Consider the following 12578-nt stretch of genomic DNA (forward strand, 5'->3'; position numbering starts at 1 on the left):
TCATCCGACGGCCCTCACTCTCGGGTCGAGCACGGCGTACACGAGGTCCACCAGCAGGTTGGCGAGCACCACGAAGGAGGCCGCGAACAGCGTCACCCCGAGGATCACCGGCTGGTCGGTGGAGGAGATCGCGTCGGCCGCGAGCTTGCCGACGCCCGGCAGTCCGAACACCGACTCGGTGATCAGCGCGCCGCCGAGCAGCGCGCCGAGGTCCATGCCGAAGATGGTCACGATCGGCATCAGGGCGGGCCGCAGGGCATGCCGCCGCACCACCGTGATCTCGGGCAGGCCCTTGGCGCGGGCGGTGCGCACGTAGTTCTGGCCGAGGCTCTCCAGCATCTCGCTGCGGGTGACCCTGGCGTAGATCCCGGCGTACAGCATGGCCAGCGTGATCCACGGCATCACCATCGACTGCGCCCAGCCGACCGGATCGGCGGTGAACGGCACGACCTGCGGGTACGGCAGCAGCTTGAGCTGCACCACCAGCAGGTACTGGAGCACCAGTGCGGTGAAGTAGATCGGCAGCGAAACCCCGCCGAGGGCGGCCGTCATCGCGGCCCGGTCCCACAGGCTGCCGCGGCGCAGGGCCGAGACCACGCCGGCGCCGACGCCGACGGCGAGCCACAACACGGCGGCACCGATTGCGATCGAGAAACTGACCGGAAGCCGGCTGGTGAGCAACTGCCACACCGGCTGGTTGGTCTGGAAGCTGAATCCCAGGCACGGGAAGGGGCAGTTGACGGCCTGCGCGCCGCTGCCGTAGGTCCGGCCCGAGACGATGCCGGCCAGGTAGTCGCGGAACTGGACCAGCGGGGAGTGGTTCAGCCCGAGGGTGGTGCGGATCTCGGCGATCCGCTCCGGGCTGCATGCCTTGCCGCAGGCGCCCTGCGCGGGGTCGGCCGGCATCAGGTAGAAGACGGCGAAGGTGGCGGCGCAGATCACCAGCAGGACGGCCGCCGTGACGGCCAGTCTGCGCAGCAGGTAGAGGATCATCGTCGCTGGCTCCGGGGGTCGAGCGCATCGCGGACCGCGTCGCCGAGCACGTTGAAGGCGAGCACGGTGACGAACAGGAAGGCGCCGGGGATCAGGAAGTAGGCGGGGTCGGCGGCGTACCAGGGCACGGCGGTGGCGATCATCTGCCCCCAGGAGGGGGTGGGGGCCTGGACGCCCACACCGAGGAAGGACAGGCCGGCTTCGGTGGCGATGTAGCCGGGGATCGACATGGTCGCCACCACCAGGACCGGCCCGGTCAGGTTGGGCAGCACCTCGCGCAGCAACAGGGCCCGCCGGGATGCGCCCAGCACCCGGGCCGCCGCCACGAACTCGCCCCGCGCGAGCACCATCGCCTGCCCGCGCACGATCCGGCCGACGTACGGCCAGCCGAAGAAGCCGAGCACCACGACCAGGAGCAGCCTGCGGTCCGTGCCGGGCGCCGCCGAGATCAGAGCGATCATGAAGATCAGGCTGGGGAAGGACAGCAACAGGTCCATGGTGCGTCCGATCGTGGTGTCGACCCACCCGCCGAAGAACCCGGCGACCAGGCCCAGCGCCGTTCCCACCACCACCGAGAACACGGTGGCGAGCACGGCGATCAGCAGCGACACCTGCGCGCCGTACACCACCCGGGCCAGCACGTCCCGGCCGTTGACCGGCTCCACGCCCAGCCAGTGCCGGGCGCTGATCCCGCCCGCCGCGCCGCGCGGGAGGCCGCCGAGCGCCGGGTCCACCGCGTCGCTGTGGAAGGCCGTCGGCGAGCTCCCGGCCATCCAGGTGATCAGCGGTGCGGCCAGCGCGACCAGGACCAGCCCGGCCACCACGGCCAGCGCCAGGGCTGCGGAGCGCTGGGCCAACAGCCTTCGGATCACGGTCACTTGCGCAACCCCAGGGAGACCAGGTCGAGCCTGCCGACATAGGCGACCTGCCCGTACGCCCCGGCGACGTTCGGACCGACGAGGATCGGCGCCTTGTCCCACAGGAACGGCACCACCGGGGCGTCTCGCGTGATCTGCTCGGCCAGCTGCCCGTACGCCGCCTGGGCCGCGGCCGGGTCGTCCATCGCGGCGATCTTGTCGATCTGCGCGTCGACGGCCGGGGAGTCGTATTGCGCGTAGTTGTTGTTGCCCTGACTGGTGACCAGGCGGCCGTCGAACACGATCGGCAGGTACGTCGAGGCGCCCGGCCAGTCCGGGGACCAGCCGGCGATCACCAGGTCGTGCTCCTGGGAGGTGTTGCCGACCGTGCTGTAGAAGGCCGAGGAGCTGATCTCGTTGATCTTCACGGTGATACCAGCCCGGCCGAGCGAGGCCTGCACCGCCTCGGCCTGCGCCTTTCCGGCGGCCGTGGCGGGGGCGTCGAGGGTCAGGGTGAGGCCGGAGGCGTGGCCCGCCTCGGCGAGCAGCGTCTTGGCCTTGTCCGGATCGCCCTTGCCGTCCTTGCTCGGATAGGGATCCTGCGCCTGGTAGCCGAGGGACGGTGGCAGTAGGCTGGTCGCCAGGTCACCGGCGATCGGGCCGCCGCGCGTCGTGCGCAGCGCGTCCTTGTCCAGCGCGTACGCGATGGCCTGGCGCACCCGGACGTCGTCGAGCGGCTTGTGCTTGGTGTTGATGCTCAGGTAGCGGGTGTTGATCGAGTCGCCCGTGACCAGCCGGCCCTTCAGCTGCGGGTCGTTCAGCACCCGCCCGACCGAGGCCGGGCCGATCGGCTCCATCGCGATCGCATTCGCGTCCTCACCCTGGCCGGCGATCAACCGCTGGTCGACCACGGCGGCGTCCAGGCCCAGGTCGATGACGACCTTGTCGGGCATGGCTTTGCGGACGGTGTCGGTGGCCGGGTCCCAGTCGGTGTTGCGGACCAGGGTGAGCTGCTTCTTGGGGTCGAAGCCATCGATCTTGTACGGGCCGGAGGAGAACGGCCGGGAGTCGTAGTTGACGCCGGTGTCCTTGTCCTGCGGCACCGGGGCGAACATCGGCAGCGACACCGCCGAGCCGAAGTCGGCCACCGGTCGGTTGAGATGGAAGACGACGGTGCTGGCGTCAGGGGTCCCGATCGAGGCGAGCCCGGCGGGATCCTTGTACGGCCCCTTGTAGCTGTCGCCACCCACCAGCCACATGCGGGCGTACGGCGGACCTTCCGGCAGCTCGGCGGCGAAGGTCCGCTCCACGCCGTACTTGACGTCCGCGCTGGTGATCGGCCGGCCGTCCTCGAACTTCACACCGGGCTTGAGCGTGAAGGTCCAGGTCTTGGCGCCATCGCTGGGGCGGCCGGTGTCGGTGGCCAGGTCCGGAACGATCTTCCCGCCCGCCTGCCCCGGCGCGGCGGCGAAGGTGGTCAGCGTCCGGTAGATCAGCCGGCCCACGTCCTCCGAGGACGTGACGTAGTTACGTGCCGGATCGAGATGCTCAAGATCGAGCGTGGACAGCACATGAAGCGTGCCGCCCTTCACCGGGACCGCACTCGGTCCGCTGGCGACGCCGCTGTTGGATCCCGTGCACCCGGCAACCGACAGCAGCCCCAGGGCCGCACCGAGGGCCAGCCCGACTCGTCGCTGTCTCACGTCTTCTCCTTGCGCGATGTGACATTTCATGCGTGGGAGAAGAGTGACCGCCCGGGGGACATCCCGGAAGATCCCAGTGCACCATCACATCGTGTTATGGCTTTCGCACGGGACCTCGCCGGAGATGGCGTAGACGTGCCCGGGTCGGATTGTCGCTGCCGAGGCCTGAGTTATCGGGCGGGCGGGTTCGGTGCGAGGGCATTGCCGAAGCACGGTAGGTGTCACCGAGGCGGGCTGGTTGTCACCGAAGGACCAGCGGTGCGCCGTGCCTGCGTGCCGGCTGGGGCTCCAGTGCTGCTCAACCGGTCGGTAGCGATTCGTTGTGCAAGGGTGGGGGCGAGGCCGCCCGAAGCCGCCGTGAGGCGAGGACTCGGCGGTCGATGCGGCCGGACGGGTGCAGTTCGGAACTTGACTCCCGCAACCTACGGCCGAAGCGGTGCGTCACCGGGTTGCATGGGCCTGCGCCTCGGCGCGGGGCGTGCCGGCGTCCGTCACGGCCTCGGACCCGACGAATGAAAGAGCACCATGGCAGATCGCGACCCTCGCAACTCCAGCGGCCGCAGTCCCCTACGTCGCGGGCTCGCCGCCGCCGTGTCCGCGGCCGTCGTGCTGCTGGCCTCAGCGGGACCGGGATCCGGGACGGGCGCGGCCGCTCTGGCACCCGGCACGCAGTTCACGCCGCTGACAACGGCGGTGATGACCGAACCGGCGCCGTTCGAGGCCACGGACGGCAGGACGCACCTCTCGTACGAGCTGCTCACCACGAGCGCGCTGTCCAGCGGCACGCCGGTGCGGCTCGACCGGGTCGACGTCCGGGACGCCCGCAGCCATCAGGTCGTCGGCTCGCTGAGCGGGCAGGCGCTGGCCGAGGCCGCCAATCCGGTGGGCGACCCCCTGCCGGGTGCGGACGGGTACACCCCGGCGCCCCCGGCGCCGACACCGACCGTCATCCAGGGCTCCCAGCAGTGGATCATCTGGATCGACCTGACCCTCGACCGCGGCCAGCCGGTGCCCGAGGTCCTCGACCACCACCTCTCGGGGGCCATCCTGACCGTCTCCGGTACGTCCGCGTTCGAGGAGACGGTGCAGGCCACCCCGACCGCCCGCACCGCGCCGTTGGACCTGAGCGCGCCCGTCCTGCCCGGCACCTGGTACGCAAGCGAGTCGTGCTGCGGGAACACGCACCACCGGCGCGGCCTCGCCCCGATCAACGGCCGGTTCGGCGTGCCGCAGCGCTTTGCGATCGACTGGTACAAGGTGGGCGAGCAAGGGCAGGCCTGGGAAGGCGATCCCGCACAGCTCACCAGCTACCTGAGCTACCGTCAGCCGGTCGGGGCCGCGGCCGGCGGCAGGGTGGTGGAGGTCCAGGACGGACTCCCGGACAACCCGCCGCCCGTCACGCCGCCCGTCCCGCCCATCGAGGACACCGTCGGCAACCACGTCACCCTGGAAGTCACGCCGGGCCGCTACCTGCTCTACGGCCACCTGGAAGCCGGCTCGCTCGACGTCCGGGAGGGCGACTGCGTCGAACCCGGCCAGGTCCTCGGGCTGATCGGCAACAGCGGCAACTCCACCACTCCTCACCTGCACTTCCAGGTGACGACCACAGCCGAGTTCTTCCCGACCGACAGCCCGCCGTTCACCTTCCGGAGCTTCCGCGTCCTCGGACAGGTCGAACCCCGGATCTGGGACGACAACCTTGGCCTGCAGCCGACCGGCGTCCTGCCCATCACGCCCTCACCGTACGAGGGCCCTCACCGTTCCCGGTATCCGCTCGACCGCGAGGTGCTGGAGTTCTGACCGTCCCAGCGGAGCAGCCAGCATCCCGACAACAGGTGACACCAAAGCTCAGCACCGACCTCGGTTGACGACCATCCCGCGTAGCCGGTGCCGAGCATCGTGCTTCGCATCGCGCCGTCGCCCGGGTCGTTTGGCCTCGCTGGTGACAGCTACCGCGTTTCGTCACACGAGGGCGGGCAGCTCGGCCACCTTCGTGTGGCGGCGCTGCGACAGCGTGGTGGTGGCCGGGTCGCGTGGTCGCGCCGACTGGCACCTCACCGGATCTGTCACCTGAACGCCGGGGAGGACCTAGGGTGATCGGGATGAGCGATGATCCCGTGATGCTGCGTCCCGTGGTCGAGGACGACCTGCCGGTGCTGGAGCGGTTCCTCACGGATCCCGAGGCGACCGGGCCGTTCCAATGGCTCGGTTGGTCGGATCCCGGGCGGTGGCGACGGCGCTGGGCGCAGGACGGTCTGCTCGGCGATGACGGCGGCCAGCTGATGGTGGTGACCGGCGCCGACAGGATCGGCTTCGTGGCATGGAGGAAGGCCGTGACGTCGCGGAGCTCGTACTGCTGGAATGTCGGAGCCCAGCTGCTGCCGGAGGGTCGGGGCCGTGGGGTCGGCACGCAGGCCCAGCGGCTGCTGGTGCGTTACCTCTTCGCGCACACGCCGGTGGTCAGACTCGAAGCGGACACCGAGACGGAGAACATCGCCGAGCAGCGCGCACTGGAGAAGTCCGGCTTCACGCGGGAAGGCGTGCTGCGCAGCACGGTGTTCCGGGACGGACAGTGGCGGGACGTCGTCCGCTACAGCGTGCTGCGCAGTGACAGCCTCGGACAGTGGTGACAACGAATCCGGTGACGGGAAGCGTGACCCCTGCGCGGCTGAAGCCCGGGTGAGCCGCCGGATCGGTGGCAACTGTCTCGCTCGGTCCGCCTACGTGGGACCGAACGGAGGCTGGAAGAGGGCGTGGAGGGTGGAGAGGTAGTCGTGCCAGTGCACGTCCGCGTCGGCGGGGCGCACCGCCGACCGCAGGGCGTGCAGGCGGCCGGGGTGGTAGAGGCGGCGGATGGCGGTGGCGAGGTCGTCGGGGTCGTCGGGGGCGCAGAGCAGCCCGTCGACGCCGTCGCGCACCGCGTCGGGGAAGTTGCCGACGCGCGTCGCGATGACCGGGGTGCCGTGGTGGTGGGCGAGGGCCACGTGCTGGGAGGCCGTCGCCGTCCGGTACGGCAGGACGGAGGCGTCGGCGGCGGCGAAGACGTCGGGGATCTGCCGGGCGGGCAGGTAGCCGGGGCGCAGCGTGACGCGGTCGTCCAGGCCCAACTGCCGTATGAGGTCGAGGGTTTCGTCGGGTCCTTCGAGGAAGTCGCCGACCACGGACAGGCGTACGCCGGGCACCTGGGCGAGCGCGTGGATGAGGACGTCCAGGCCCTTGTAGGGGCGGACGGTGCCGAAGTAGAGGAGCCGGCCGAGCGTGGGGCCGGGGTCGGGCGGTCGGGTGGGGGCGCTGCCGGTGGGCAGGTGGGGCGGCAGGAGGGCGACGGCCGCGGGGCGGTCGGTGAGGGTGGTGACGGTGTCGTGCTGCTGGGTGCTGTGGACGAGGACGGCGTCGGCGACGCGCAGCAGCCGGGTGGTGAGCCAGCGGTCGGCGGTGTGGCGTTCGTGCGGCAGGACGTTGTGGCACAGGGCGATCACGCGGGCGCGGCGGCGCGCCAGGGCGCCGACGGCGTGCAGGGCCGGGGCCTGGAAGGTGGTGTAGCTGATCAGGACGACGACGTCGGATTGCCGTGCCAGGGTGCGGCCGACTCGCCACCAGCTGAGGGGGCTGCGCCAGTGCAGGGGGTAGGAGCTGGCCGGGTAGGGAGGTGACTCGGGTTCGCTGAGCCGGTCGCGCTGGGTGTGCAGCCGGCGGGCGGGCCCCTGGGCTCGCCAGGAGCAGATCCGCACGTGGTGGCCGGCCGCGGCGAGGCGGTGGGCCAGTTCGGCGGTGTGCAGCGGGATTCCTCCGCGCCAGGGGTGCGCGGGGCCAACCAAGGTGATACGCATCGGCGACACCCCACTTCGCCAGGTACGTCGGGGTTCTCGCGCGGGCGGCAGGGGTGCCGCCACGGGCTGGCCACGCTAGTAGTGGGGGCGGGGGTGGCGCCTTCGGGGTTCGGCCGGTCGGGGGATTCTCGGAGGGTGACGGGCGGGCGGCGCCGGGACCGGGAGGACGTCCACGGTGCCGAGGCGCTGCGGCCGGGCGTCCCGGTGCCGGGGGTGGAGAATCCGGGCGTGGAGAAGCCGGGCGTGCGGCACGGGCGCGAGCACGGCTCGATCAGCACAGCCCTCGGTGTTCGAGCAGGACTCGTAGGAGTGGCGAGTAGTGCGGTCCCCCTCCTCTCCGGTGATGCGCCTGTACTCGGCCGGCGGCTCTCGGCGACGGCCTGCGCGATCTGACACCACCGAAGGGTCAGCGGGCGGGGGCCCGGTGACCTCGGCTACCACATCACCGGAAGCCGCTCCGGAATCCGCTTCATGAAGCCGGTGCGCCAGACCAACTGGCTGACCGGAATAGCGAGTTCGAGATCCGGAAGTCGGTCCAGCAGCACCTCCAGGGCGATCCGGGCGTGGACGCGTCCGAGTGCGGTGGCGGGGCAGTAGTGGGAGCCGCCGCCGAAGGAGATATGGTCGGCGGCGTTGGCGCGGTCCGGGTCGAAGCGGTGGAGGTCGAGGAAGGCCTCCGGGTCGAAGTTCGCGCCCTCGACCAGCACCAGGACCAACTCCCCCTGCCTGACGTCGACATCTCCGAGCCGCACGTCGGCGAGTGCGAGCCGGGGCAGGGCGTCACCGATGGACAGGTTCACCCGCAGCAGTTCCTCCACGCCCGCGTCGAGCAGGTCGCGGCGGTCCCGCAGCAGATCCCAGGGGCTGCGGTGGGTGAGGAGGTGGACCAGAGCCATGGTGAGGAAGCCGGAGGTGGACACGGTGCCGGCGCCGAACATGGTGACGCCGACGGTGGCCGGCTGTACCGCGGAGCCGTACGCCGGCCGGCAACCGGCCCGGTCGCCGCGCTGGTGGTCACCGCCGGGCCCAGGTCGGGCAGGCGGGCTCGTGGGCCCGGCGGTGTCATGCCGGGTGGATGAGGCTGCTCTCGTAGGTGAAGACCACGGCCTGGATCCGGTCGCGGAGTTCGAGTTTGTGCAGGATGCGCCCCAGGTGGGACTTCACGGTCGCCTCCGCGAGGTGCAGGGTGGCCGCGATCTCGGTGTTGGACAGGCCGCGGCCCACCTGGACGAGCACGTCGCGTTCGCGGGCGCTGAGCCGGCCCAGCCACTCGTCGTGCTCGGGGCTGCGGCCGTCGGGGAGGTGCGGGCGCAGGTTGTCCAGCATGCGCCGGGCGATCCCGTCGCTCCCGGGCATCCGGACGACCACCACGGCTACACCGACCACCCCGCCCTGACCTCCTGACCGGCGTGGCCACCTTCGTGGCCGCTCTCATGGCCACACAGTGAGTCAGAACGTGTGACCTTCCCTCCCCCACCCGTCTCCACCTGGGAGTTCCTTATGTCCACTGCGATCACTTTCTCCGAGTACGGCGCGCCCGAGGTGCTCCGGCTGACGGAGGTCGACCGGCCGGAGCCGGGACCTGGCCAGGTCCGGATCGAGGTCAGGGCCGCCTCGGTGAACCCGCTCGACATGAAAATCCGCTCCGGCCTGATGGCCAAGGTCGCCCCGGCCCGCTTCCCGGTGATCCCGGGCCTGGACGCGGCCGGTGTCGTCGACGCGGTCGGCGAAGGCGCCGATGCGGCGGTAGGGAACGAGGTCCTCGGCGCCACGGTCGGCGGCAGCTACGGCGAGTACGCGCTGCTGGAGCGTCCGGTGGCCAAGCCTGCCGCCCTGTCGTGGGAGGTCGCCGCCTCGCTGGTGACGGTCGGTCAGACCGCGCACCGGGTCCTCGGCCAGCTGGGCGTGCAGCCGGGGCAGACCCTCCTCGTCCACGGCGCGGCCGGCAGCGTCGGCGTCATCGCCGTGCAGCTGGCCGCCGCCCGCGGGATCACCCGTCATCGGTACCGCCGGCGAGCGCGACCTGGAGCGTGTCACCGCGCTCGGGGCCACCGCGGTGCGCTACGGCGACGGCTGGGTCGAGCGGGTGAAGGCCGCCGCTCCGAGCGGGGTGGACTTCGTGTTCGACGCCTCCGGCGCCGGCGTGCTCGCCGACTCCGTCGCCCTGACCGGCGATGCGGCCAAGGTCATCACCATCGCCGACATGTCCGCCCAGCAGCACGGCGTGCGCTTCAGCGCCGGCAGCGCCGACCAGGGCGGCCCGGCCCTGCCGGAGCTGGTGAGGCTGGCCGCCGAGGGCAGGCTCAGCGTGCCGATCTGGCGCACCTATCCCCTGGCCGAGGCCGCCCAGGCGCACGCCGACCTGGAAGCCCACCGCAACCAGGGCAAGTCCGGCCTGTTGCCCTGACCCCCATGTGCCGCCGCCTGGCATCGCTCGACCGGGCGAGGCGGCCCCGGGGCCGCGGCCGGCGCCCGCACCTCACCGGCCGCGGCCTGACCCACGAGCTGAACCGGTACGACGGCAGGCCGAACGCGATGGCACTCGCCACCGTCCCCACGCCCGCACCACTGCCGGCCGACGCGGACCTGGCCGTACGACGGCGCGACCGCGACCGGGCTCGGCAACCTGCTGGTCTGCCTCGACGGTGTGGGCTTCGCCGCGGACATCGGGACGCCTCAGTGGCCCTTGTCCGGTCGGGGCTTGACCGCGACGATCGCCATGTCCGCCTAGGCTGTGGGCTGCTCGGCCCGAATCGCGTCCGCCGGGACCTCGAAGACGATTGCGAGCCCGTCGCGTTCGTTCCCCTGCTCGCCGACGCGCGTGAACCCGAAGCCCGCGATGGTGGCCAGGGAGGCGGTGTTGTCAGGGCTGATCCTGGCCCGCACGGTCCTGACATCGGGTTCGGCGGCGGCTCTGACGAGTAGCGCCGTCAGCATGGCGCGGGCATAGCCCTGGCGGCGGTACCCGGGCACGACGGTGAAGCCGACCTCGACCATGCCGGCCTCGTCCGGCGGTCCGTGGAACCCGGCGTCGCCGACGACGACCCCGTCCGGCTCGGACACCGCGGCCCGCGTGATCCAGGGCGCGGCCGACGGGTCCTCGGAAAGCTGGCCGGCGCGGTAGCCGAAGATCCAGCGGGCCCGGTCGCCGACGAAATGCGGGTCGAGGGCGACCCCGGCCTCGGCGCTGGCGCCGACGAGGTCGCCGTCGGCGAGCGAGCGCAGCGTCTTCGCGCTGAGCTCGACGAAACGGACGCGTTTGGGGGTGGAGTGAGGTTCGCTGTTCATCGCGGAGATGCTCGCCCCGCAGTCGGAGGACTGTCCACTGCTTTACGGCCCCAGCGGACACGGCGATCGCCCTGGTCGGGCCGTGACATCGTCTCCCCCGGCCCCGCAGAACCCCGAACCCGGAACCCAGAACCCCAGGATTCTGGGGTACCCGACGGGCGGGACCGGTCGAAGACTGCCGGTATGGACACCAACGAACGGAACAAGGGCACAGTCACCGCGTTCATCGACGCGCTCTTCAGCAAGGGTGACCTGGGGGCCGTCGACGAGTACCTCGCCGAGGACTTCGTCAACCACGACCCGCCGCTCGGCGGCACCGCGGACCGGGAGGGGATGCGCAGGGCCGGAGCACTGTTCCGGTCCGCCTGCCCCGACTGGCACAGCGACCAGCACCTGGTCATCGGGGAGGGCGACGTGGTGGTCGAGCACTTCACCGCGAGCGGCACCCACCGCGGCGAACTGCTCGGCGCGCCGCCCACCGGCCGGACCATCACCCTGCAGGGGATCAACATCTTCCGGCTCCGCGACGGGCGGATCGTCGAGCGCTGGGGCCGCCTCGACGAACTCGGGTTGCTGCGGCAGCTCGGGCTGGCCCTGGTGCGGCCGGGGCCCCGCGAGTAGCGTCGGCCCCATGGCGGCACCACTGGTGGAGCGCCGGACGGCCGGGCTGGTCGACCGGTGCTACGCCGGGTCGGACCCGGCCCGGCTGCGGCAGGAGGTGCTGCCACGCCTGCTGCGGCTGGTCCCCGCCGACGCCGTGTTCTTCGCGACCGCCGACCCCGCCTCGCTGCTGTTCACCTGGGCCGCCGCGGACGAACCGCTGGGCGGCGAGACCGGCCGCTTCCTCGACAACGAGTTCGGCCGGGCGGACGTCAACAAGTTCGCCGAGCTTGCGCGGTCCGCCGATCCGGTGGCCACCCTCGGCCGGGCGACCCGCGGCGAACTCGCGGCGAGCCCCCGCTACCGGGAGATCATGGCGCCGCTCGGGCTCGGCGACGAGCTCCGGGTGGCGCTGCGCGCGGGCGGCAGCTGCTGGGGGTTCCTGTGCCTGCACCGCGAACGGGCCGACACCGGCTTCGACGGCGCGGACCTCGCGGTGCTGCGGGCCGTCGCCCCGCACCTGGCCGAAGGGCTGCGGCGCGCGGTCGCTCGCGCACTGGCCGGCTCCGCGTCCGCGCCGGCCACCGCGCCCGGGGTGCTGGTGCTCGACGCCGACGGGGTGCTCCTCTCCGCCAGCGCGGAGGCCAGGGACTGGCTCGCCCGGCTGGAGCCGACGGACTTCCCCTCCGGTGACGGGCTGCCAGTGGCCGTCAGCGCCGTGGCCGCGCGCCTGGCACGGCTCGACCGCGAGCCGGCCGAGCGGGTCCCGCCGCCGACGGTTCGGGTGCGGGACCGCTTCGGCGCGTGGTGGACCGTCCAGGCCAGCCGCCTCACCGGGCCGCCCCGGCCGCAGACCGCGGTGGTCGTCGAGCCCATGGCGCCCCAGCAGCGCTACGCGCTCCTGCTGGGCTCCTACGGGCTGAGCCCAGCCCGGACCCGGGTCGCCACCCTGGTGGTGCGCGGCTGCTCGACCCGCGAGATCTCAGCCGAGCTGTGCATCTCGCCCAACACCGTGCAGGAACACCTCACGGCGGTCTTCGACCGGCTCGGCGTGCGCAGCCGCCGGGAGCTGGTCGCGCTCGTGCTGGCGGGCGGTGGCGGGCACCCGGCGGCCTGAATCGACGGGTGCCGCAGCGTGCGTCCCGACCTGACGGGCTGGAACGCGCGGCCGGTACTGCAACGGTGCTCATCGTGGCGGGCCTCACCCCGCATCCCACACGGGGCGCCTAGGTCGGCGAGCTCGGCCAACAGGCCGGCTTCACCGGCTGACGCACTCCACGGTGGCCCCTCGCCTGTACCCGGGGAGG

At 72.2% G+C, this 12578-nt stretch carries 12 protein-coding genes and 1 pseudogene; 6 read left to right on the forward strand and 7 right to left on the reverse strand.

Translation table 11 applies throughout. The features are described from left to right. The 3 genes from ACZ3TI_RS37290 to ACZ3TI_RS37300 are packed head-to-tail and all read right to left on the reverse strand — an operon-like array spanning position 1 to position 3553. Positions 1 to 993, reverse strand: coding sequence for an ABC transporter permease (locus ACZ3TI_RS37290; RefSeq protein WP_465734395.1), 993 nt, complete (start codon positions 991 to 993; stop codon positions 1 to 3). Continuing rightward, positions 990 to 1871: an ABC transporter permease gene (locus ACZ3TI_RS37295; RefSeq protein WP_465734397.1), complete on the reverse strand. Its 882-nt coding sequence runs from the start codon at positions 1869 to 1871 to the stop codon at positions 990 to 992. Before ACZ3TI_RS37295 ends, ACZ3TI_RS37290 begins: the two co-directional genes overlap by 4 nt. Beyond that, on the reverse strand, positions 1868 to 3553 hold the full coding sequence (locus ACZ3TI_RS37300) for an ABC transporter substrate-binding protein (protein WP_465734399.1): 1686 nt from the start codon (positions 3551 to 3553) through the stop codon (positions 1868 to 1870). The genes ACZ3TI_RS37295 and ACZ3TI_RS37300 overlap by 4 nt, the downstream gene beginning before the upstream one ends. Positions 3554 to 4249: 696 nt before the next feature. On the opposite strand from ACZ3TI_RS37300, the gene ACZ3TI_RS37305 reads away from it, so the two are divergent. Next, entirely contained in the window at positions 4250 to 5353 is a 1104-nt protein-coding gene (locus tag ACZ3TI_RS37305; protein ID WP_465734401.1) for a M23 family metallopeptidase, read from the forward strand. A gap of 332 nt (positions 5354 to 5685) precedes the next feature. Next, entirely contained in the window at positions 5686 to 6183 is a 498-nt protein-coding gene (locus tag ACZ3TI_RS37310; protein ID WP_465734403.1) for a GNAT family N-acetyltransferase, read from the forward strand. 90 nt (positions 6184 to 6273) lie between these two features. On the opposite strand, the gene ACZ3TI_RS37315 is transcribed toward ACZ3TI_RS37310, so the two are convergent. The 3 genes from ACZ3TI_RS37315 to ACZ3TI_RS37325 all read right to left on the reverse strand — a co-directional run bounded on the left by ACZ3TI_RS37315 (position 6274) and on the right by ACZ3TI_RS37325 (position 8769). Then, positions 6274 to 7383: a glycosyltransferase family 4 protein gene (locus ACZ3TI_RS37315; RefSeq protein ID WP_465734405.1), complete on the reverse strand. Its 1110-nt coding sequence runs from the start codon at positions 7381 to 7383 to the stop codon at positions 6274 to 6276. Positions 7384 to 7817: 434 nt separating this feature from the next. Next, the gene (locus tag ACZ3TI_RS37320; protein WP_465734407.1) at positions 7818 to 8321 is read right to left on the reverse strand and encodes a cytochrome P450; all 504 of its coding nucleotides are present in this window, start codon (positions 8319 to 8321) and stop codon (positions 7818 to 7820) included. 124 nt (positions 8322 to 8445) lie between these two features. Then, positions 8446 to 8769 carry a response regulator transcription factor gene (locus ACZ3TI_RS37325; RefSeq protein ID WP_465734409.1) on the reverse strand — a complete coding sequence of 108 codons (324 nt, stop codon included), beginning with the start codon at positions 8767 to 8769 and terminating at the stop codon, positions 8446 to 8448. A gap of 246 nt (positions 8770 to 9015) precedes the next feature. On the opposite strand from ACZ3TI_RS37325, the pseudogene ACZ3TI_RS37330 reads away from it, so the two are divergent. Next, positions 9016 to 9087 (forward strand): annotated as a pseudogene (locus ACZ3TI_RS37330) (hypothetical protein); the annotation flags it as partial. A 352-nt stretch (positions 9088 to 9439) separates the two neighbouring features. Continuing rightward, a complete protein-coding gene (locus ACZ3TI_RS37335) occupies positions 9440 to 9790 on the forward strand; it encodes a zinc-binding dehydrogenase (RefSeq protein WP_465734411.1) in 351 nt (116 codons plus the stop codon). A gap of 320 nt (positions 9791 to 10110) precedes the next feature. Here ACZ3TI_RS37335 and ACZ3TI_RS37340 read toward each other — a convergent pair whose 3' ends face one another. Further along, positions 10111 to 10671 carry a GNAT family N-acetyltransferase gene (locus tag ACZ3TI_RS37340; protein ID WP_465734413.1) on the reverse strand — a complete coding sequence of 187 codons (561 nt, stop codon included), beginning with the start codon at positions 10669 to 10671 and terminating at the stop codon, positions 10111 to 10113. Between the two features lie 183 nt (positions 10672 to 10854). Here ACZ3TI_RS37340 and ACZ3TI_RS37345 point away from each other — a divergent pair, with 183 nt between their 5' ends. Then, positions 10855 to 11292: an ester cyclase gene (locus ACZ3TI_RS37345; protein ID WP_465734415.1), complete on the forward strand. Its 438-nt coding sequence runs from the start codon at positions 10855 to 10857 to the stop codon at positions 11290 to 11292. A 10-nt stretch (positions 11293 to 11302) separates the two neighbouring features. Further along, positions 11303 to 12388, forward strand: a complete 1086-nt coding sequence (locus ACZ3TI_RS37350; RefSeq protein WP_465734417.1) for a LuxR C-terminal-related transcriptional regulator — start codon at positions 11303 to 11305, stop codon at positions 12386 to 12388. Positions 12389 to 12578 lie beyond the last annotated feature (190 nt).

Source organism: Kitasatospora sp. NPDC023120 (assembly GCF_055560835.1).